Origin of the sequence: Bradyrhizobium betae (assembly GCF_008932115.1) — a bacterium.
Taxonomy (GTDB): Bacteria; Pseudomonadota; Alphaproteobacteria; order Rhizobiales; family Xanthobacteraceae; genus Bradyrhizobium; species Bradyrhizobium betae.
In genome coordinates, this window is the sequence record NZ_CP044543.1 from 6,383,134 (window position 1) to 6,403,585 (window position 20,452).

Here is a 20,452-nt window from a genome sequence, read left to right on the forward strand (position 1 = left end):
AGGCGCTGAAGTACCGGGCGGAGGCTGCAATTGCAACACGCGCACGCCCGCTTGCGGAACCCACAATGGTTTGGCCGTTCAATCACTTCAGGAAACCCCGGCAAGCCCCGCGCGGCACCATTGAAGCCATCTATGGCATGATCGTGACGCAGGCGCGAGAACCCATATTTTACCGCGACTTGGGGGTGCCCGATACGGTTAACGGGCGTTTCGACCTGTTGCTGCTCCATCTCTGGCTGCTGCTGCGCCGCCTGCGCACGGCTCAAGGCGCCACCGAGCTGTCGCAGGCGCTGTTCGACCGCTTCTGTGAGGACATGGACGACAATCTGCGCGAGATGGGGGTGGGCGACCAGACCGTGCCGAAGCGGATGCGAGCGTTCGGCGAGGCCTTTTACGGCCGTATGCAGGCCTACGACCAGGCGACGGAAAGCGGCAGCGAGGCGCTGGCGTCGGCCATTTGCAGGAATATCTTGAACGGGGATGGCCTGGACCAGGCGCGGCAGCTCGCGGCCTACGCCCGGGCCACCGAGGCCGATCTCGGCCGGACCGACGAAGCTGCCCTGCTGGGCGCATCCTTCAGGTTTCCCCCTGCGCTGACTGAGGACATGACGCGATGAGCCGACCGAATGCCGAATCCAGACCTGATCCCTGGCGGTCTCCCGTCAGCGTCGTGCAGATCCCCGACACCGGCCTGCATCGCAAGCTCAAGGCATCGGCCGACGAACTGCAGGCCATCGCCGAGGTCGGCGGCCTGCGGGAGGTCCTCTCCGCCGAGGCCGCCTTCGAAATCGTGCCCAGGAGCGGCGGCCGCTTCGAGGTCACGGGCCACGTTCGCGCCCGGATCGGCCAGACCTGCGTGGTCACCCTCGATCCGATGGAGAGCGACATCGACGAGAAGGTGGATCTGGTGTTCGCGCCCGAAGCCGAGGTTCGGAGGATGGCCGACCTGATCGAGGAGGGCGAGGACGATTCGGAGCCGCCGGAGGTGGTCGATCCGCCGGAGGCGATCGTCAATGGAATCATCGACCTTGGCCGGATCGCCACCGACGCGCTGTTCCTGGCGGTCGATCCCTATCCGCGCAAGGAGGGGGCCGTGTTCGAGGCCGAGGTCATCGCCCCCGATCCGGAGGACCATCCGTTCGCGGCGCTGAAGGCGCTTCAGGACAGAAAGAAGGGCAAATAGCTGGGCATTCTCCGCTGCACCCGCTTTGCTACGGAGCGCGAGGCGCTTGCGGGAGAAGTTTGAAAGGTCGGGTTATCTATCTGATTTCCAAGTGTTTCTCTTGAAATCGGGTCTGTGCCGACAAATCGCCCCGCATGCAAAAGGCTGGGGGCAAGAGGTTGTTTCGGGATAGCAAAACGCTATTGTCGCGGCCCGGTCGGGGCGCGGCGTGGCGCCTGACCGGTCGCCATGTCCATGGCGCACCCATTCCGCGGCCCCGCTCGTTCAAGACCGCACCAGATCAGGTTTTCCAGGACTTTTATGCCAAGCAAGGTTCGCATTGCGCTTGACGCCATGGGGGGCGACGCCGGCGCCGCCGTGGTCATTCCGGGCGCTGCCATCTCGCTCGGCAGGCATCGCGACACCGAGTTCCTGCTGGTCGGGGACCGCGCCAGGATCGAGCCCGAGCTCGATCGGCATCCCGAGCTCAAGGCCGCCTCGAAAATCGTCCATACCGATGTCGCCGTCAGCGGCTCGGACAAGCCGAGCCAGGCGCTGCGGCGTGGCCGCAGGACCTCCTCGATGTGGCTTGCCATCGACGCGGTCAAGCAGGGCGAGGCGGATGTCGCGGTCTCCGCCGGCAATACCGGCGCGCTGATGGCGATGTCGCGCTTCCACCTGCGCACGCTGAAGGGCATTGACCGCCCGGCGATCACGGGGATTTGGCCGACCAAGCGCGGCGAGTCCGTCGTGCTCGACCTCGGCGCGACCATCGGCGGCGACGCCCACCATCTGGTGTCGCTCGCGGTCATGGGCGCGGCGATGGCCAGCGTGCTGTTCGACAAGAAGCGGCCCACGGTCGGCCTGCTCAATATCGGGGCCGAGGAGATCAAGGGGCACGAAGAGATCCGCGAAGCCAGCGAGATCCTGCGTGCGCGTAATCTGCCGGAGCTCGACTATGTCGGCTTCATCGAGGGCGACGGCATCGGCAAGGGGCTGGCCGACGTGATCGTCACCGAAGGTTTCAGCGGCAATATTGCCCTGAAGGCCGCCGAGGGAACCGCGCGGCAGATGGCGGAATTGCTCCGCAACGAGATCCAGCGGAGCTGGCGGTCCAGGCTCGGTTATGTCTTTGCGCGCAGCGCCTTCCAGGCCCTGCGCAACAAGATGGACCCGAGCAAGTCCAACGGCGGCGTGTTCCTGGGTTTGAACGGACTGGTGGTCAAGAGCCATGGCGGAACCAGCGCCGAAGGCTTTGCCTATGCGATCGATGTTGGCTATGAGATGGCTCACTACGATCTCCTGAACAAGATCAATCAGATGCTCAACCGCGAGGGTGGTGCACTCAATTCCGTGCAGCCCGCGCCGGAGGATGTTTCGTGACTCAAATTCGTTCGGTCGTGCTGGGCTGCGGCTCTTATCTGCCGGAGCAGGTGGTGACCAACGCCCAATTGGCGGCGCGCATCGACACGTCCGACGAGTGGATCGTGCAGCGCACCGGCATTCGCGAGCGACATATCGCGGCCGAGGGCGAGTTCACCTCGCATCTGGCGATCAAGGCGGCGCAGGCCGCGCTCACCGATGCCGGCCTCGACGCCCAGTCGATCGACCTGATCGTGCTGGCGACCTCGACGCCCGACAACACGTTCCCCGCGACCGCGGTCGCCGTGCAGCACGGGCTCGGCATCAACCATGGCGCGGCGTTCGATCTTCAGGCGGTGTGCTCGGGCTTCGTGTTCGCGCTCGCCACGGCCGACAATTTCCTGCGCACCGGCGCCTTCAAGCGCGCGCTGGTGATCGGCGCGGAAACCTTCTCGCGCATCCTCGACTGGAACGACCGCGGCACTTGCGTGCTGTTCGGCGACGGTGCCGGCGCGGTCGTGCTGGAGGCGCAGGAGCAGCCCGGCCATGCCGCGACCGACCGCGGCATCGTGACCACGCATTTGCGTTCCGATGGCCGTCACAAGGCAAAACTGTTCGTCGACGGCGGGCCGTCCTCGACCCAGACCGTCGGCCATCTGCGCATGGAGGGCCGCGAGGTCTTCAAGCATGCGGTCGGCATGATCACCGACGTGATCGTCGATGCCTTCGAGGCGACCGGGCTCAATGCCGACAGCATCGACTGGTTCGTGCCACACCAGGCCAACAAGCGAATCATCGACGCCTCCGCCCACAAGCTGCACATCGCGCCGGAGAAGGTGGTGCTGACGGTGGACCGTCACGGCAACACCTCGGCCGCCTCGATTCCGCTGGCCCTGTCGGTGGCGCGAAAGGATGGCCGCATCAAGCGTGGCGACGCGGTCCTGATGGAGGCCATGGGCGGCGGCTTCACCTGGGGTTCGGCTCTGGTGCGCTGGTAGCGCCACAATCGATCAAATTTTGTCGGAATCAGCGCCCATTATCGATGCGTCTGCATTGATGAGCGCTGTTGACCGCCGTATCGTAACCTCATAATTTCAGACAACAATTGTTCGCCGTGATGTGGGGCAGGGCGATGACTGATCAAAGTAAAACCGTAACGCGTGTTGATCTCTGCGAGGCCGTCTACCAGAAGGTGGGCCTGTCGCGGACGGAATCGTCTGCGTTCGTGGAACTCGTGCTGAAGGAGATCACCGACTGCCTCGAAAAGGGCGAGACGGTGAAATTGTCCTCGTTCGGCTCCTTCATGGTCCGCAAGAAGGGACAGCGGATCGGCCGTAACCCGAAGACCGGGACCGAGGTGCCGATCTCGCCGCGGCGGGTGATGGTGTTCAAGCCGTCGGCGATCCTGAAGCAGCGGATCAACACCCAGCACCGCGGCAATGGCGACGCCAGCAAGGCGCAACCCGAGGCGTAACCGCCTTTCGGAAAGGACTGGCATTTGGACAAGGCGCCGGATGCGTTCCGAACCATCAGCGAAGTAGCGCAGGAACTCGACATTCCGCAGCACGTGCTGCGGTTCTGGGAGACCCGATTCTCCCAGATCAAGCCGATGAAGCGCAGCGGCGGCCGCCGCTATTACCGCCCCGACGACGTCGACCTGCTCAAGGGCATCCGCCGTCTGCTCTACGGCGAGGGCTACACCATCCGCGGGGTGCAGCGGATCCTCAAGGAGCACGGCGTTAAATCGGTGCAGGGCCTCGCCGACAGCTCGGCCGCGGTCTCGTTCGGCGCCATCGAGGATGCCATCGGGGCGAGCCTGATGGAGCCCGAGGAGGAGACCGGCGTCCGCGGCGCGCTCGACACCGACGATGACGACTACCAGGGCGGGGAGGAGGAAGGCATCGACTTCCGCTTCTCGGAGACCGACGACGAGGAAATCCTCACCACCTTCCGCAAGGGCGGCACCCCGGCCGCGCCCGCCGGCCCCAGCGCGCTGGACCGCGAGCGGCTGGCACGGGCGCTCGCCGACCTCGTCGCCTGCCGGGCCATGCTGGACCAGGCACTGAACGACGCCTAGGCCGCATTCGGCCGGTTTAGCAGGCAGTTCCGGGCCTTTGGCCGGCAATGCCAAAATGCTGTGACCTTGCCTTGCGCTAAGCGGCGATCCTAGCTAATGGAACGACGTTCGGAGCGTGGCGCAGCCCGGTTAGCGCACTAGTCTGGGAGACTAGGGGTCGGAGGTTCAAATCCTCTCGCTCCGACCATTTTTTCAAATCGTTTGTCGGGTGGACGTCGGGGCCTGCTCCCGCCGGTGGGAAGGCATGATGCTTAGTGGCGGGCGGCTGCCTTGACGGGCGGCAAACTAAAAATCCGAAAACAACCCCATGCACAGTACTGACGTCATAGACGGGATGATGTTTTTCCAACTCGATTTGGCGCGTCGGGCAAAACAGGGGCAAATGTCGTCATGCCGGGCTTGTGGGCTGGGACGACCTGTCCGCGAAGCCTGTTTCTATCCTCCGAGACTGTACTGTCGTCGCAATCGCGTGCCGTGCGCGGCCGCCTCGAACGCTTGAAACCGATGAAGATGGTTAGGCTGGGCGATCTCGCGCATTTCCCTGCGGCGGCTTTCGAGATGAGCGTGCACCACGATGTGGACATCGAGGTTGAAGGCTTCGACGCTGTTCCTTAATTGGTGGTGCGCGGGCTAGTTAGATCACTGGTGACAGCGCACTCAATTGATCTGACGCGCCTTCCATATCATGTCGCGGGACTCTTCCTCGATTCAAACGAGTGCACCGCTCCCCCAATTGCAGAAACGAAAATCAAGTTGTTGCTGACATGCCTTAGCGAGTCACGATAGCTGCCGCCGAGAATTGCTTCGCTGTCAGCTGGCGCAAACGACAATCAAGGAACTAAGAGAGACGTGACCAAGACATCATTGTCCAGCGAAGAGATTGCCCGGAACGTGATCGAGCTACGTGACGAACTCGCCAAGGCCGTTCTGGGGCGCGATTCCAGCGACCCCGACGTCAAGATGGCCTTGCTGCTCAATCAGTGCATCTACGGGAAATCGGGCGCCCCTCCAACGGCGTCGGAGGAAGTCCAGGGCAGCGCAACGAAACCGCGCTGGCAACGGATCCTAGATCTGGAGGCTCAGGCGCGGGGTGAGCAACCTCTACCAATGCCTACGCCGGAACAGCAGCGGCGCGAACGCCGCAATGCCGAGAACCTCGAGGTCATTGCGACAAAAGCGCGGATCGAACTCTACGCGCCCGCAGTTGCCATCCTATTATTCATCTTGTTTGCTTGGTGGTTGTTTCACCGGTAGGCTTCGCTCGCTACCTTTGGCGACCCGGACGAGCCTCATGATCTCCTCGTTATGACGCTCGATCACGGCGGCGACGAGTGGCTCCTTGCTGGGAAAATACTAATAGAGCAAGTCGGCGCCAGCGGGGCAGCGAGCGCGTGCGATCATTCTGCGTGCGATTGCTTGAGCGGAAGGCGTGACTGTCGTCACAGGGCGCGCTGCTTCAACGGAGCTGGCGCTGCAGGCCGGAGGGACAAGGCGGCCCCCGGGCGTTTCCTCTTGGTCGGTAGTTTTGCGGGGCCGCTTTACGCGTGGCCCTTGATCTCGTAGTGACCCGGCACGCATTTGTAGCGCTCGAGGCGCCAGTTGGCGTGATAGATCGGGTGCTCGCCCATCCATTTCGCAAGCGGTGCCTGTGCGCCGACCGCACACTGCATCATCGAAATCTCGGGCGTCATGTTGCTGTCGGTCACGATTTCCTCGACGCAACTGCCTGAGCTGGCTGCGCTTAGCCGGCAGAGCACGGCAACGACGGTCACGAACATTCCAGTCACCTCATTGGTAGTTTCTGACCACGAAGAAGATGCAAGCGGAGTGCCAGAGTCTGTGACGCGAACAACACGCCGTCCTCTCCGACTCGACCCGGCGTCCAACCCCATTTGACGATTCGGATTGTAAAAAAATTGCCCCTAAACCGAAGCCGGGCAACTACGGGGAACCCCCAGGAAATCACGGGCAATGAGCGCAGAGATGAGCAATTGTGGGGGGCTGCGCCGCGCGAACCGCCCCTTCACAACGCCTGCGCAGCCGATACGCTCGCCAGCGTGCGGATACTCGTCAAAAGAGCGGGACCGCCGCAGGACCAAAGGAAACGCGAGGGCAGACCATGAAGGCACGACCGACCGGCGTGATCCCGCCGATGACGACGCCGTTCCGGAAAGACGGCGAGATTGATTACAAGCTCGTGGCGCCCCAGGTCGACTGGATGATCGGCGCGGGCGCCCATGGCGTCGCCGCCGGCGGCTCGACCGGCGAGGGCCACACGCTCGATCACGCGGAATATCGCGACCTGATGGCGGCGACGGTGGAGGCGGTGAACGGGCGCATCCCCGTCATCGCCGGCATCATCGTGGACTCCACGCGCGATGCGATCCGCCGCGGCAAGCTCGTGCGCGACATGAACGTGGCGGCGCTGCAGGTCACGCCGGTGCACTATCTGTTCAAGCCGGACGACGAGGCGATGGTGGCGCATTTCCGCGCCATGGCCGACGAGACCGGCATGCCCATCATCATCTACAACGTGGTGCCGTGGTCGTATCTTTCGCCGGCGCTGTTGACCCGGATCATGACCGAGGTGCCGCTGGTGGTCGGCGTCAAGCAGAGCGCGGGCGATCTCAAGCTGTTCGCGGACCTCATGATGATGGCGTCGGACAAGCTGATCTACAGCGCCGTCGATGCGCTGATGTATCCGTCCTACACGCTCGGAGCCCATGGCTCGATCGCCGCGATCCTGACCGCAGCGCCGCATGCGTCCGTCGCGCTGTGGGATGCGGTGAAGGCGGGCGATCATCCGCGCGCGCTCGAGCTGCACAAGAAGCTGCTGACGCTGTGGAACGCGATCATTGCCGACAATCTGCCGGCCTGCACGCGCTACGCCCAGACGCTGCAGGGCCTGCCCAAGACGTATCCGCGTGCGCCGATGCCGGAGGCTTCACCCGCGCAGCAGGCCGCGACCCGCAAGGCGCTGGAGGCGCTTGGCGCCTTGAACGGCACGCGCTTCGAGGCCGCCGAATAGTCCGCGAGCTGAAATACGATTGTCGAGCAGCAGCGCTGATCCGCTTTTACCTGCGGATGCAGCGCTGCTACATTTTGCGCGCGCCTCCACGCGGGGGCGCAGCCACGAAGAAACAGACCGACAAGGGGAGGGGCCGAAAGTCCCATGAAGGATTTTGCAGGAAAGATCGCCGTCATCACCGGCGGCGGCACGGGAATGGGGCGCGAGCTCGCACGGCAGCTCGTTGCGGAGGGCTGCAACGTCGCGATGTGCGACGTCTCGGAGGCCGCGATGGCCGAGACCAAGCGGCTCTGCGAGGTCGAGAAGCTGCCGCAGGGCCTGCGCGTCACGACCCATGTCGCCGACGTCTCGATCGAGGATCATCTCAAGCGTTTCCGCGACGAGCTTGCCGAGCAGCAGAAGACCGACAGGATCCATCTGTTGTTCAACAATGCCGGCATCGGCGGCGGCGGCAGCCTGTTCACCAACACGCGCGAGCAGTGGGAGCGCACCTTCAACATCTGCTGGGGCGGCGTCTATCTCGGCGTGCGCACTTTCCTGCCGTTGCTGGTGGCCGCCGACGAGGCTCACATTATCAACACGGCGAGCGTCAACGGCTTCTGGGCCTCGATCGGCATGGGGCAGGCGCACACAGCCTACAGCTCGGCCAAGTTCGCGGTGAAGGGATTTACCGAAGCGCTGATCAACGACCTTCGCCTGCACGCGCCGCACGTCAAATGCTCGGTGGTGATGCCAGGCCACATCGGCACATCGATCGTCTCGAATTCACGCAAGGTGCAGAGCGTCGACGGATCGGAGCGGCTCAATGCCGACGAGGTCGCGCTGACCCGCAAGCGCATGGTTGCGGCCGGCGTGCCCGATGCCGACAAGATGTCGGACGAGGACATCCAGGCGGTGTTCGCCGAACGCGCCCGCAGCTTTCTCGAGGATGCGCCGACCACTGCGGCGCAGGCCGCGAAGATCATCCTCGACGGCGTCAAGGCGGAGCGCTGGCGCATTCTTGTGGGCGAAGACGCCAAACGTCTTGACGAGCGCGTTCGTGCTACGCCGGAGCAGGCCTATGAACGTTCCTTCTACGAAAGCTTCACGCAGGAGGTCGGCTGGCGACTCGGTTGAGCCGATTTGGCTGAATCGGTTTGGCTGAGACGACAGTGCGTCGACATAGGTATGATGATCATCATGGCAAGAGGCGAGGCGGTATTTTCACGTGCCACCTCTTGCCAGTCTTCAAGGTCTTATGACGAATTGGAATGTCACGCATGCGACATCACCAGTGCGCCAGCATCGTTCAAGCGATGGTGATGTCAAACGGGTCTCATTCGGCGCACGGCCGCTTGGTTGGCGAACTAAAATAGTTTAGTCAGTCAGGGGTAACGCCATCATAAAGCGTAGCCCCGATGATACCCGCATGCCTCTCCGACGACTGGACCCTCTGCCCGGAGAGAGAGGATATCTCCGCTGAGTTCACGCGGCTGCTCACCGCGGCCCAGGAGGGCGGCGCCACGATCGCAGAATGCCTGATGATCGCGCGGCAGCTCAAGCGGGGCGACGAGCATTCCTGGCATCGCGAGTGGAAGAAGCTGGCGCGCGCCAACCGGCAGCGCGCCGAGGCGGCTTTCGCGGAGGGCCATATGGCGACCGCGCAGCGTAACTGGCTGCGAGCGATGAACTACTACGGCGCGGCCGCGATGCCGCTCGACCAGGCCGACGAGCGCCGCTGGGTCGCGGTGCTGGCGATGCAGGAATGCGCACGCCGCTTCCTGTCCGCGCGCGGTCCGGCCGGCGAAATCGTCACGATTCCCTGGTCCGACGACGGACACGCCCTGCAAGGCTATTTCCTGCCTGCGCCTTCGGCGAGCAAGCGGGCTCCGACCGTGATCTGCATCGGCGAGCCCGGACATCGCAAGGAGGAATTCCTGTTCAAGCTCGCGCCGCATGCGCGCGAGCGCGGCTTGTCGATGCTGGCGCTGGACCTGCTCGGCGACCAGCGCGACGATTATACCGACACGCTGCTGCAGCGCCGCGATCTCGAGAGCTCGATCGGCAGCGTCATGGACTACCTGGAAACGCGCGACGACGTCGATTTCAATCGCATCGGGATCGTCGCGGACGGGTGGGGCTCCTCCTTCGTCGCACGCGCGGTTTTGCAGGAGCCCCGGCTCGCTGCGGCCGTCTGCGACGGCGGCCTCTGGGACCTGCACGAGCGGTCCTTCTTCGCCAGCCGTTTTGCCATGAGCGACCTCAGCATCGTCCCGGTGCCGTCGGCGCCGCTGATGGCCTCGAGTGTCGACTGTCCGGTGCTGATCACGCTCGGCGAGGACGGCTGGCTCAAGGCCGACCGGGCGCGCCAGATCGTGCAGAAGTCGCGGCTCGGCAGCTCGGATATCCTGCTGAAGGTGTTCACGGCGGCGGAGACCGGCGCGGCGCAGGCTCATGCGGACAATCCGAGCCTTGCCAACGAATACATCTTCGACTGGCTCGAATCGCAGCTGGGCGGCATGGGGCGGCGGAGCTAAGCGCCGCCTGCCGCTTCAGAGCCATTTCCGTTCCGATGTCATCGGAACGGAGCTCTGGCTTCTTGCTTTGACGCGTTGTCTTGACGCGAACCGGTATCCACTTCGCTCGAATACGCTCTAGTAGTCGAGTGATATCCTGACGCAGGCCTTTTCGAGCCGTGTCTTCAGCGTCGCGAGCTTGGTGGTGAATTCGGCGAGCTCTTCCTCGTCGAACTCCTGGAAGACGAATTCGCGAATCGACTTGTACTGCTCGTTGAGGCTCGCGATGTGCTTCTGGGTCTTCTCGGCCAGCGACAGGCGCACCACGCGGGCGTCGGTCGGCGAGGGCCGCCGGCGCAGCAGGCCCTTCTTCTCCAGCAGCTTGGACTGGGTGGTGACGAAGGACGGGTCGACGTGGAGCAGTTTGGAGACCACGTTGACGGGCACGCCGTCATCCTTGTCGAGGTCGGAGATCGCCATCAGGATCAGCCATTGCGGACCGCTGATGCCCAGCGTTCTCGCCCAGAACTGACGCAGCTCCTCCAGGTGCATGTTGATCGACGATATCTCCCAGGTGAAACGCCTGATGATATCCAGATTGCCGATGGAGCGGAGGCGCGCTCCTTCTTTCCTCGTCGCTGACACAGCGTCACTCCCGTCAACAGATTCATTCCGGCCGGCGTCGTGCAAGGCATAGTCCACGCAAGTCTGCCCTGACGCAAGTGCAGAGCAGGGTAATTTTGTCACTAAAACTACAAAGATGATCAGCTCAGCATATTGCCCACCCCCGCAGTGTTGCGCGCGGGGCACAGGTTTAGTGAAACCACAAAGGTGACCTAATAAACTATTTTGATTAGCGGAACGGCGCAGGCATATTGCGCCGTGACGGTGGGGGTTCTCGATCGTCCCGTTGCAGGTGGTTCGCTGACGTCCCTCGCGTTCAAGCGGGTGTGTCCGAAAGCGCAAAGCGGCCGAGCGGAATTGAAGAGACGGGGATCTGGGGGCCTCACGGTCCAGTCTCCGCAAAATGAGCAACTTGGAGGTTTTATATGAAAGTGGTGAAGAGCCTTTTGCTCGGCACTGCGGCGGGTCTGATCGCCGTCGGTGGAGCCCAGGCGGCCGATCTTCCGGTCAAGGCCAAGGCGGTCGAGTACGTCAAGATCTGCACGCTGTATGGCGCGGGCTTCTACTACATCCCGGGCAGCGACACCTGCATCAAGCTGGGCGGCTACCTGCGCGCTGAAGTCGCGCTCAATGCCGGCGGCAACTACAGCGCCCAGTACAACGGCGTGTTCGCGGCCAACAACCGCCTGACGAACTACTACTCGATGCGCGCTCGTGAAGATCTCAACATCGACACGCGCACCGCGACCGAATACGGCGTCGTCCGCACCTACTTCGATGCGGTGTTCAGCTGGACGACCGGCAGCTACGGCGGCACCGGCTCGGGCACGGGCGCGACCCAGTACAGCGGCACGGTAGGCCTCAACGCGGCCGGCACCGGCCTCACCGGGTCCAGCGGCGGCAACGTCAACGGCACCGACGGCAACCTCTCGGGCGGCTCGCTTGGCGTCTACTACGCCTTCATCCAGTTCGCCGGCTTCACCCTGGGTAAGGCCGTGTCGCAGTTCGACGCGCCCTGGATCAACTATCCCGGCAACAACTTCGACCAGCTGGTCGGCGGCAGCGGCGCCACCAACGGCGTCGTCCAGGCCACCTACACCGCTGACTTCGGTCAGGGCGTGACGGCGACGATCTCGGCGCAGGACCAGACGCAGGTCTTCCAGACCAACATCTGGAACACCGCGGGCATGTCCACCACCGGCGTTCTCGGCGGTGCCTACGGCTCCAACGATCTCGGCGGCACCCGCGCGCCCGACATCGTCGGTGCGGTTCGCGTCGACCAGGCCTGGGGCCTGTTCCAGGCGTCGGTTGCCGCGCACGACAACCATGTCGCGTATTACGGCGCGACCGAAGCCACCGGGCATCCGGAAGACAAGTGGGGCTGGGCCGTTCAGCTTGCTCTGCAGATCAAGAACATCCCGACCGGTGCCGGCGACGTGATCAACCTCTCGGGCGTCTACACCGAGGGCGCGAGCCGCTACAACTTCCAGGAGCTGGCTGCGACCAGCTACTCGATGTTCGGCGGTTCGGGCGGCGCGTATCAGAGCATCGGCTTCGCCGGCGTGTCTGACGCGGTGTTCGGTCCCGGCGGCAGCCTCGAGCTGACCAAGACCTACGGCTTCCGTGGTGCCTACACCCACAACTGGAGCCCGTTCTGGAACACGGCGCTCTATGGCGCGTGGGCTGCGGTCAACTACAGCGGTACGGCCAAGACCATGATCTGCGGCAGCGCCGCGTTCGCGACCCTGACCGGCACCTGCAACCCGGACTTCAACATCGGCCAGGTGGGCGTCATCACCCGCTGGACCCCGGTGAAGAACCTGACCTTCTCGGCTGACTTCACCTACAGCCACCTCGACCAGAAGTATTCCGGCGTGATCACGACCGGTGCACTGACGGGCGTCGCCAAGCCTGCGGCGACCTACGAGCTGAAGGACCAGGACACCTACAGCCTGCTGCTGCGCGCCCAGCGCAACTGGTAAGCCGAAGTTTCTTTCGGATCTGACCAGGCCCCGGCGGGACACCGCCGGGGCCTTTTTCAGATGCGGCGTTCGGAAAATCCGGCAGGCGTTGCAGGCGGCGAAGACGAGCCATGCGATTCGATCGCCTGAAAACTTATTTACTTACCTGAGTTGATAAGCTATATATCTGTCAGCCGATTACGAAAGTTGCGGCTCTTAGCTTGATGCTATGACCTCCAGAAACCTCCGGTAGTGCCCTGCCGGAGGTTTTTCTGTTTACGCAGAGAACTCTTCAGCCGCGCATCACGCGGGCGCGCGAGTTCGGCCGGTAGGCGAGGCGGCTATGGCCAGTGCAATAGGGCTGGCTGTCGGGCGCGATATTGCCGCAGAAGCAGAAATCCTCCGCGCCCGGCGTCGAGATCGGCCAGCGGCAGCGGTTCTCGGACAGCTCCAGCAGCGAGCAGCGATTGGCGTCGTCGATGGGACCTGCGACCACCGGCGCATCGGTCTCGCCGTAGATCGTGGCGAGCATCTGGTATTGCAGCCGCGGCACGGCGCGCATCGCGCGCCCCGACGCAGCACTCCTGTCCTGGATCTTGCGGTCGTCGACGGTCCTGCCGCGCGTGAGGTTCAGCCGTGACAGCTTGCCGATCACGGCGTTGCGGCTGACGCCGATGTCGGCGGCGATCTCGCGGCAGGAGAGGCCGGCCTCGAAGTGCTGCTTCAGAAGCTCGATTCGTTCGTTGGTCCAGGTCGGTGAGAGAACAGGCATTGGTACGGTCCCAGGTTGCAGATGTCGGCCATCCGCCTTGCGAGATCCGTCCGCCTCACGTCCGGCGCGCGCTCACGTCCTGCCGTTGTCGCGAATCGACAAAAGCCCGTCCTTGATGGCGAGACGGATGCCTTCCTCGATCAAGGTACGCGCGACGCCGGGAACGCTGGTGCCGTGGGTGCCCTGTCTCACCAACTTCTCCAGGTAGGTGATGGTCGAGAGCGCCAGGGTTACGGGAATGCGGTCAGTCTCGGCTTTTTCGGTGGCCATGGTCCGAACGCTAGCCTCATACTCAGATACATAAAAGTAACGATTAAGACTCTATTTAGGTTCGATGGCGGAAGTCAAATGCTGACTGATGCCGTGGCGCAGCTCGTTGAAATTGCACATAAAAATTGACACGACGCCGCGCGCCGCGCGGGATCCCGGGCGGCGGCGTGGCGTCGTCAGGCGAGGGAAGGGCGGCCGGCTCAGCCGTGCACGATCGCCTTTTCGATCATGCAATGGATGCCCTTGGAGCCGTTGACGGTCTGGGTCACCCGCAGATCGGCCGCCAGGCTGCACAGCGTGTAGGCGTCTTCGCGCGACAGGTTTCGCCTCTCGCCGAGCAGCACGATCATGTCGCGCAGCGCGCGCACCGCGCATTGGTCGAGATCGGGGTCCATCGCCATGGTCATGTAGTGCGTGGCCGTCTCGGCGCGGGGATAGTCGAACCGCAGGTCCTTGCGCAGCGTCAGGCGGAAGCGGCCCTGGAGCGCGGTCTCGATCGCGGTGACGCAGACCTCGCCGTCGCCCTGGACGCCGTGGCCGTCGCCGCAGGAGAACAGCGCGCCCGGAACGAAGACCGGCAGGTACAGGATCGCACCGGCGCCGAGCTCCTTGTTGTCGAGATTGCCGCCCATCGCGCGCGGAACCAGCGAGGAGATGCGGCCCCAGGCCGGCGGTGGTGACACGCCCATCACGCCGAAGAACGGCTTGAGCGGCAGGTCCAAACCCCACGGCATGCGGCCGACCATCCGCGTCCGGTCGAGCGGGATGTTGAGGATACGCGTCTCGTGGAAATCGTCGGGCAGCGTGCCCGAGAGCGGCTTGATCATGTTCCAGCCCCAGTCCTGCCGGAGCTGGACGTCGAGGATCTCGACCGCGAGCACGTCGCCGGGCTCGGCGCCCTCGACCGCGATTGGGCCGGTGAGGATGTGGCCGGGCAACATGCGCTCGTTCCTGGCGTGGACCTCGAACATTTCCGGCGGAATGTGAAATGTGTTGCGGTCGGGCAGCATGTCCGGGCCGCCGCTGATGGTGTCGACCGTTACCTCGTCGCCGCTCTTGACGGTGAGGACGGGCTCGAGCGCGGCTTCGAAGAAGCCCCAATGGCAGGTCTCGGGGCTGGAATGCAGGTGGTGATGGGTCATTTGCCGCGTCCAATCAGTTTCATCAGAACTCGTCATGAGAACCTGCTATGCCCGGGCTTGACCGGGCGATCGATCCTCTTTCAAGAAGATTTCTGAAGATGGACCGGCCGGTCAAGCCCGGTCCGATCATTCCAGCGAGGCGCCCCTGTATTTCGTTCTTTCCAAGACCCTTGGCAGTGCACTGCTGCCGATCAATCTGCTGGTCGAGCTCGGAATCCTGGCGCTGCTGCTGATGCTGACGCGCTACGCGGCGCTCGGCCGCAAGCTGGCCGTCACCACGCTGATCCTGCTGGCATTGTCCGCGTTCTCGCCACTCGGAAATCTCCTGCTGTACCCGCTGGAGTCGCGCTTTCCTGCATGGGACCCCTCGCGCGGCGTGCCGGACGGCATCATCGTGCTTGGCGGTTCCGTCGACACCGATCTGTCGGCAGCGCATCGCACGCCGGTGGTCGCGCACGCGGCCGATCGCATGTTTGCACCGGCCGAGCTCGCGCGCCGCTATCCGAACGCGCGCATCGTCTTCACCGGAGGCTCGGCGAATCTGGTCTCGACGGATGCGAAGGAAGCCGACTATTCCGCGCCGATCCTGGAAAGCCTGGGCATCCCGAAGGAGCGGCTGATCCTCGAGCGCGATTCCCGCAACACCTGGGAGAACGCGGTCTTCACGAAGCAATTGGTGACGCCGAAGCCGGGCGAGCGCTGGCTGCTCGTCACCTCCGCCTTCCATATGCCGCGCGCGATGGGAATCTTCCGCAAGGCCGGATTTGACGTCGAGCCCTATCCCGTCGACTGGCGGATGGGGGGCCGCGACGAGCTCTTCACGTTCACCCATGCCGGCAAGGATGGGCTCGAAAAAACCGAGATCGCCGTGCGCGAATGGATCGGTCTTCTGGCGTACCGCCTGATGGGTCGGACCGGCGAGTTGCTTCCGGGACCGGGCAAGGACTAGAACGAGACCGCAAAACAAGAACACAGCGCCGGCGCGCGACCGCCGGCCGGGAGGACGCCATGCAACAGCACAGTGCAGACAGGATCGATCTTGCCGGCCTCGTCGCCGACCTCAACAGCCTGCTGCGGCTGAAGACGACAGTGATCGGCATGAAGCTGTTCGCGCGCGCCTCGGAGATGGAGGCGATCCCGAAAATCCGGCGGCCCAATGCGGTTCACACCACCGACCAGATCGTCAGCATGGCCTCGCGGCTCGGCTGGACCGTCGGCATCACCGGCGACGATCTCGTCGGCGCGCAGTGCCGCGCGGTGATCGGTCTTGCGCCGCAGGACGAAAAATGGCTCGCCGGCGAAAACTATGTCGGCGTCTGGCACGGCACGGCGGAAGACGCGCGCAAGCGCCAGGAGGCGCTCGACGTGGTTCCGTTCGGGCAGTACCAGGCGCTCGCGGTCAGTCCGCTCGCGAGCGGCCGGCTCGATCAGCCCGACATCTGCCTCGTCTATGCGACGCCGGGGCAGATGATCATCCTGATCAACGGGCTTCAATATACCGGCTACAAGAAGTTCGAATGGGGTGTGGTCGGCGAGACCGCCTGCGCGGATTCCTGGGGGCGGGCACTCAAATCCGGTGAGCCCAGCCTGTCCTTGCCATGCTATGCGGAACGGCGCTATGGCGGCGTGCCGGACGAGGAGATGCTGATGGCCTTGAAGCCGGAACATCTCGCCAAGGCGATCGAGGGTATGAAGGCGCTGGCCAGGAACGGCCTGCGCTATCCGATCCCGCCCTATGGTATTCAAAGCGACGTCCGTGCCGGCATGGGCGTAAGTTACGCAAAGAAATAAAGGCCGACCATGAGCTCCACGAAATTCGACATCGTCGTCTATGGCGCGACCGGCTTCACCGGTCAGCTCGTCGCTGAATATCTGACCCAGCATTACAAGGGCGACAACGCGCTCAAATGGGCGATGGCGGGTCGCAGCCTCGGCAAGCTCAAATCGGTACGCGATGCGGTCGGCGCGCCCGGCAATACGCCGCTGATCGTCGCTGATGCGTCGGACGCGGCCTCGCTGAAGGCGATGGCGGAGCAGACGATGTCGGTGATCACCACCGTGGGCCCGTATCAGCTCTACGGTGAGGACCTGCTGGCTGCCTGCGTCGCCACCGGCACGGATTATTTCGATCTCTGCGGCGAGCCGGTCTGGATGCGGCAGATGATCGACAAGTACGAGGCGGAAGCCAAGGAGAGCGGCGCGCGCATCGTGTTCTCCTGCGGCTACGATTCCGTGCCGTTCGAGCTCGGGACGTTCTTCGTGCAGGAGGAAGCAAAGCGTGTGTTTGGCGCACCCGCCCCGCGCGTGAAGGGGCGCGTGCGCGACATGCGCGGCACGCTCTCGGGCGGCACCGCCGCGAGCGCGAAGGCGACCTTCGATGCTGTCGCAAAGGATCTCAGCCTTGTCGCCATTCTCAACGATCATTTTGCGCTGACGCCCGGTTTCACCGGCCCCAAGCAGCCGAAGGGCAACAAGCCCTTCTTCGAAGAGGATCTGCAATCCTGGGCCGCGCCGTTCATGATGGCGCTGATCAACACCCGTAACGTCCATCGCTCCAACATGCTGATGGGCTTTCCCTACGGCCAGGAGTTCGTCTACGACGAGATGGTTCTGACCGGCCCCGGCGAGAAGGGCGAGGCCAACGCCAAGCGCGTGATGGCGGCCAACGCGGGAAAGACCGGCCCCGATGCACCGAAACCGGGCGAGGGGCCTTCGAAGGAAGAGCGTGAAAACGGTCTGTTCGATCTGCTCTATGTCGCGATCGCACCGGACGGCCGCACGGTCCGCGCCGGCGTCACCGGCGACCGCGATCCCGGCTACGGTTCGACCTCGAAGATGATCTCCGAATGCGCGATGTGCATGCTGCGCGACGCGACGGACGTTCCGGCCGGCTTCTGGACACCAGGCGCGGCGATGCAGCACAAGCTGATCAAGCGGCTGGTGGAGAATGCAGGGCTGACGTTCGAGGTGGAAACATAGGGACCCCGGGTCCGTGTCCGAGAAGTTCGACATCGTCGTCTATGGCGCAACGGGATACACCGGCCAGCTCGTAGCCGAATATCTCGCTGCGAACTATGTCGGGCGCGGCGCGCCGTCCTGGGCGATGGCCGGGCGCAGCGAGGACAAGCTCGTCTCCGTTCGCGATGCGATCGGGGCGCCCAAGGACACGCCGCTGATCGTCGCGGACGCCGCCAATCCGGAGTCGCTGCGCGCGATGGTGGATCAGGCGAAGCTGGTCGTCACGACGGTCGGACCTTATCAGCTCTACGGCTCCGACCTGCTTGCCGCCTGCGTCACGTCGGGCACCGACTATATGGATCTCTGCGGCGAGCCGATCTGGCTGAAGCAGATGATCGACCGGTACGAGGTGGCCGCGAATGCGAGCGGTTCGCGCATCATGTTCTCCTGCGGCTTCGATTCCATCCCCTTCGAGCTCGGTGCGTTCTTCGTGCAGGAGGAAGCGCGCCGCGTGTTCGGATCAGCGGTACCGCGCGTCAAGGGCCGCGTCCGCGACATTAGCTGGAAGTTCTCCGGCGGCACCTCGGCGAGCGCCAGGATGACCTTCGAAGCGGTTGCGCAGGATCTCAGCTTGGTGTCGATCCTCAAGGATCCCTTCGCCTTCACACCGGGATTCGAGGGGCCGAAACAGCCCCGTGGCAACAAGCCCGTTTTCGAAGAGGATTTGCAATCCTGGTCCGCCCCGTTTGCGATGGCGATCCTCAACACCCGCAACGTCCATCGCTCGAATATGCTGATGGGATTCCCGTATGGAAGGGATTTCGTCTACGACGAGATGGTGCTGACCGGCGCAGGCGATCAGGGGCTGTCCAATGCGAAGCTCGTCATGGCGGCCAACAGTGAAAAGACCGGTCCCGATGCGCTCAAGCTCGGCGACGGGCCGTCGAAGGAAGAGCGCGACCATGGTCATTACGACCTGCTCTATGTCGCGGTTGCACCTGATGGCCGTCAGGTTCGTGCGGCGGTAAGGGGCGATCTCGATCCCGGCTATGCGTCAACGGCAAAGATGATTTCCGAATGCGCGATCTGTCTGTTGCGAGATGCGTCGGATGTGCCAGCGGGCTTGTGGACCCCGGGCGCGGCGATGCAGCACAAGCTGATCAAGCGGCTGGTGGACAATGCAGGGCTGACGTTTGAGGTCGAAACCCGGGCTTAGCTTTCGTAGGGTGGGCAAAGCGGAGCGTGCCCACGATTGTTGCGATTGGAGATGGACGGTGGGCACGGCGCGTTGCGCCTTTGCCCACCCTACGGCACCGGCGTGGCAGAAGCGTCCCTATCTCAAGCTGAAGCAGCTTCGTCCGCAGCCCTGATCCTGTAGGCCTGCGCGGCCGCGATCATGCCCCACATGGCGCCGAGCATCATCCAGAAGTGCCGCCAGTGGTCGGTGTCGATCACGAAGCTTTCGCCGACGGTGCCGATGAAGGCGGAGAAGACGGCGAGATAGGCGCGCTGCCAGGGCACGCGGACGAAGATGTGCCTGATACCCGTGATCACGGTGGTGAAGACCAGCGCGGGATAGCAGACGCCGGAGATCCAGCCGCCGGACATGAAGGCGTTGAGATAGGAGTTGTGGGTGTCTTCGGGGAAGAAGCGATGGAATTGCAGCGGGCCGATGCCGAACGGCAGGTCGAGTGCCATCTCCGCACCCAGGATGTGCCGGCCGAAGCGGCCGAAGCGGCCTTCGTCATAGCTCTGGTCGAAGCTCGCGCGCTGCTTGAACATCTCGGCAATGGAATCGAACGACATCAGCACCGCGATCAGTGCGAGGCCCAGCACCGCGGCGACGATCGCCATGATGATGATGCGCGAGCGCTGCGCGTTGGTACGGCTGGTCAGCACCATCAGCGCCAGCATGCATACGGAGGTCAGCACCAGCCCACCCCAGGCGGCGCGGGAAAACGCGAGCAGGATCGCCAGCGACATGATGCCGAACGCGACGACATTGCGGAGCGCCTTGCCGAGCTTGTCCGAGACCACGCTCTGGAGCGCGAACAGCGCCGGCAGGATCAGGAAGGCGCCAAGCACGTTCGGGTCCTTGAACGTGCCGCGCGCGCGTCCGTAGAGCGTGAGGAGATCGTCGCCGCCGGGGATCAGGTGGAAGTAGCCGGCGACCGCCGACAGCGAGGCAACCATCGCGCCGACCACGAGGCCGCGGCGGAGCATGTCGAGTCGGGCCGTCGTGTCTTCGGACGTGACCATGGCGAAGAACACCACGGTCACCGCCATGTACCAGGAGGTCGCGATCCAGCTCACCACCTCGGGCTGTTCGTACAGCGGGATCGCGCTGATGGTGTAGCCGACATTGAGCAGGACCAGCATCAGCACCAGCGGCATCAGGGCAAGCCGCAGGCGCAGGCCGGTGGCGAAGAAGGTGACGGTGGCGAGCAGCGTCACGATCTCATAGGGGCTCGGCTCGATGAAGACGATCGCCCCGGACGCGCCGACCAGCCACACCAGCGCGCGCTGCAGGGCCAGCACGCCGGGTGCAGCGCGAACCGCTGCATTCATGTCCCCGGCTGTTGCCGCATACGCCATTATACG

General features: G+C 63.9%; 21 protein-coding genes and 1 tRNA gene. 16 read left to right on the forward strand and 6 right to left on the reverse strand.

Features of this window, described 5'->3' with window-relative positions:
* The first annotated feature begins 65 nt into the window (after positions 1 to 65).
* The 8 genes from F8237_RS30775 to F8237_RS30810 all read left to right on the forward strand — a co-directional run bounded on the left by F8237_RS30775 (position 66) and on the right by F8237_RS30810 (position 5,855).
* Positions 66 to 617 carry a ubiquinol-cytochrome C chaperone family protein gene (locus F8237_RS30775; protein WP_151649863.1) on the forward strand — a complete coding sequence of 184 codons (552 nt, stop codon included), beginning with the start codon at positions 66 to 68 and terminating at the stop codon, positions 615 to 617.
* On the forward strand, positions 614 to 1,183 hold the full coding sequence (locus tag F8237_RS30780; protein ID WP_151649864.1) for a YceD family protein: 570 nt from the start codon (positions 614 to 616) through the stop codon (positions 1,181 to 1,183). The genes F8237_RS30775 and F8237_RS30780 overlap by 4 nt, the downstream gene beginning before the upstream one ends.
* A 300-nt stretch (positions 1,184 to 1,483) precedes the next feature.
* On the forward strand, positions 1,484 to 2,545 hold the full coding sequence (gene plsX / locus F8237_RS30785; protein WP_151649865.1) for a phosphate acyltransferase PlsX: 1,062 nt from the start codon (positions 1,484 to 1,486) through the stop codon (positions 2,543 to 2,545).
* Positions 2,542 to 3,522, forward strand: coding sequence for a beta-ketoacyl-ACP synthase III (locus tag F8237_RS30790; RefSeq protein ID WP_151649866.1), 981 nt, complete (start codon positions 2,542 to 2,544; stop codon positions 3,520 to 3,522). The genes plsX and F8237_RS30790 overlap by 4 nt, the downstream gene beginning before the upstream one ends.
* Positions 3,523 to 3,656: 134 nt before the next feature.
* Positions 3,657 to 3,998, forward strand: a complete 342-nt coding sequence (locus tag F8237_RS30795) for an integration host factor subunit alpha (RefSeq protein WP_028152484.1) — start codon at positions 3,657 to 3,659, stop codon at positions 3,996 to 3,998.
* Positions 3,999 to 4,022: 24 nt separating this feature from the next.
* The gene (locus F8237_RS30800; RefSeq protein WP_151649867.1) at positions 4,023 to 4,601 is read left to right on the forward strand and encodes a MerR family transcriptional regulator; all 579 of its coding nucleotides are present in this window, start codon (positions 4,023 to 4,025) and stop codon (positions 4,599 to 4,601) included.
* A 109-nt stretch (positions 4,602 to 4,710) separates the two neighbouring features.
* A tRNA-Pro gene (locus tag F8237_RS30805) sits at positions 4,711 to 4,788 on the forward strand.
* Between the two features lie 662 nt (positions 4,789 to 5,450).
* Positions 5,451 to 5,855: a hypothetical protein gene (locus F8237_RS30810; RefSeq protein ID WP_151649868.1), complete on the forward strand. Its 405-nt coding sequence runs from the start codon at positions 5,451 to 5,453 to the stop codon at positions 5,853 to 5,855.
* Positions 5,856 to 6,139: 284 nt separating this feature from the next.
* Here F8237_RS30810 and F8237_RS30815 read toward each other — a convergent pair whose 3' ends face one another.
* Complete coding sequence (locus tag F8237_RS30815; protein ID WP_015685698.1) at positions 6,140 to 6,379, reverse strand: hypothetical protein; 240 nt, start codon at positions 6,377 to 6,379, stop codon at positions 6,140 to 6,142.
* A gap of 341 nt (positions 6,380 to 6,720) precedes the next feature.
* On the opposite strand from F8237_RS30815, the gene F8237_RS30820 reads away from it, so the two are divergent.
* From F8237_RS30820 to F8237_RS30830, 3 genes are all read left to right on the forward strand, one after another.
* Positions 6,721 to 7,629: a dihydrodipicolinate synthase family protein gene (locus F8237_RS30820; protein WP_151649870.1), complete on the forward strand. Its 909-nt coding sequence runs from the start codon at positions 6,721 to 6,723 to the stop codon at positions 7,627 to 7,629.
* 144 nt (positions 7,630 to 7,773) lie between these two features.
* The gene (locus F8237_RS30825) at positions 7,774 to 8,745 is read left to right on the forward strand and encodes an SDR family NAD(P)-dependent oxidoreductase (protein ID WP_151649871.1); all 972 of its coding nucleotides are present in this window, start codon (positions 7,774 to 7,776) and stop codon (positions 8,743 to 8,745) included.
* A gap of 281 nt (positions 8,746 to 9,026) precedes the next feature.
* A complete protein-coding gene (locus tag F8237_RS30830) occupies positions 9,027 to 10,145 on the forward strand; it encodes an alpha/beta hydrolase family protein (RefSeq protein WP_151649872.1) in 1,119 nt (372 codons plus the stop codon).
* Positions 10,146 to 10,262: 117 nt separating this feature from the next.
* On the opposite strand, the gene F8237_RS30835 is transcribed toward F8237_RS30830, so the two are convergent.
* Positions 10,263 to 10,769 carry a MarR family winged helix-turn-helix transcriptional regulator gene (locus tag F8237_RS30835; protein WP_162006286.1) on the reverse strand — a complete coding sequence of 169 codons (507 nt, stop codon included), beginning with the start codon at positions 10,767 to 10,769 and terminating at the stop codon, positions 10,263 to 10,265.
* Positions 10,770 to 11,173: 404 nt separating this feature from the next.
* Here F8237_RS30835 and F8237_RS30840 point away from each other — a divergent pair, with 404 nt between their 5' ends.
* Positions 11,174 to 12,730 (forward strand): porin, encoded by a 1,557-nt coding sequence (locus F8237_RS30840; RefSeq protein ID WP_151649873.1) that lies wholly within the window; start codon positions 11,174 to 11,176, stop codon positions 12,728 to 12,730.
* 271 nt (positions 12,731 to 13,001) lie between these two features.
* On the opposite strand, the gene F8237_RS30845 is transcribed toward F8237_RS30840, so the two are convergent.
* The 3 genes from F8237_RS30845 to F8237_RS30855 all read right to left on the reverse strand — a co-directional run bounded on the left by F8237_RS30845 (position 13,002) and on the right by F8237_RS30855 (position 14,893).
* Positions 13,002 to 13,481 carry a GcrA family cell cycle regulator gene (locus F8237_RS30845; RefSeq protein WP_151649874.1) on the reverse strand — a complete coding sequence of 160 codons (480 nt, stop codon included), beginning with the start codon at positions 13,479 to 13,481 and terminating at the stop codon, positions 13,002 to 13,004.
* A 72-nt stretch (positions 13,482 to 13,553) separates the two neighbouring features.
* Complete coding sequence (locus F8237_RS30850) at positions 13,554 to 13,751, reverse strand: hypothetical protein (protein ID WP_007603456.1); 198 nt, start codon at positions 13,749 to 13,751, stop codon at positions 13,554 to 13,556.
* Positions 13,752 to 13,951: 200 nt separating this feature from the next.
* A complete protein-coding gene (locus tag F8237_RS30855; protein WP_151649875.1) occupies positions 13,952 to 14,893 on the reverse strand; it encodes an acetamidase/formamidase family protein in 942 nt (313 codons plus the stop codon).
* Positions 14,894 to 15,125: 232 nt separating this feature from the next.
* On the opposite strand from F8237_RS30855, the gene F8237_RS30860 reads away from it, so the two are divergent.
* The 4 genes from F8237_RS30860 to F8237_RS30875 are packed head-to-tail and all read left to right on the forward strand — an operon-like array spanning position 15,126 to position 19,067.
* Positions 15,126 to 15,842 (forward strand): YdcF family protein, encoded by a 717-nt coding sequence (locus tag F8237_RS30860; RefSeq protein ID WP_244626023.1) that lies wholly within the window; start codon positions 15,126 to 15,128, stop codon positions 15,840 to 15,842.
* 59 nt (positions 15,843 to 15,901) lie between these two features.
* Positions 15,902 to 16,684, forward strand: coding sequence for a DUF169 domain-containing protein (locus F8237_RS30865; RefSeq protein WP_151649877.1), 783 nt, complete (start codon positions 15,902 to 15,904; stop codon positions 16,682 to 16,684).
* Between the two features lie 9 nt (positions 16,685 to 16,693).
* Positions 16,694 to 17,872, forward strand: coding sequence for a saccharopine dehydrogenase family protein (locus tag F8237_RS30870; protein WP_151649878.1), 1,179 nt, complete (start codon positions 16,694 to 16,696; stop codon positions 17,870 to 17,872).
* Between the two features lie 13 nt (positions 17,873 to 17,885).
* Positions 17,886 to 19,067: a saccharopine dehydrogenase family protein gene (locus tag F8237_RS30875; protein WP_151649879.1), complete on the forward strand. Its 1,182-nt coding sequence runs from the start codon at positions 17,886 to 17,888 to the stop codon at positions 19,065 to 19,067.
* 122 nt (positions 19,068 to 19,189) lie between these two features.
* Here the strand turns inward: F8237_RS30875 and F8237_RS30880 are convergent, their stop codons facing one another.
* On the reverse strand, positions 19,190 to 20,446 hold the full coding sequence (locus F8237_RS30880; protein WP_162006287.1) for an O-antigen ligase family protein: 1,257 nt from the start codon (positions 20,444 to 20,446) through the stop codon (positions 19,190 to 19,192).
* Positions 20,447 to 20,452: the final 6 nt, after the last annotated feature.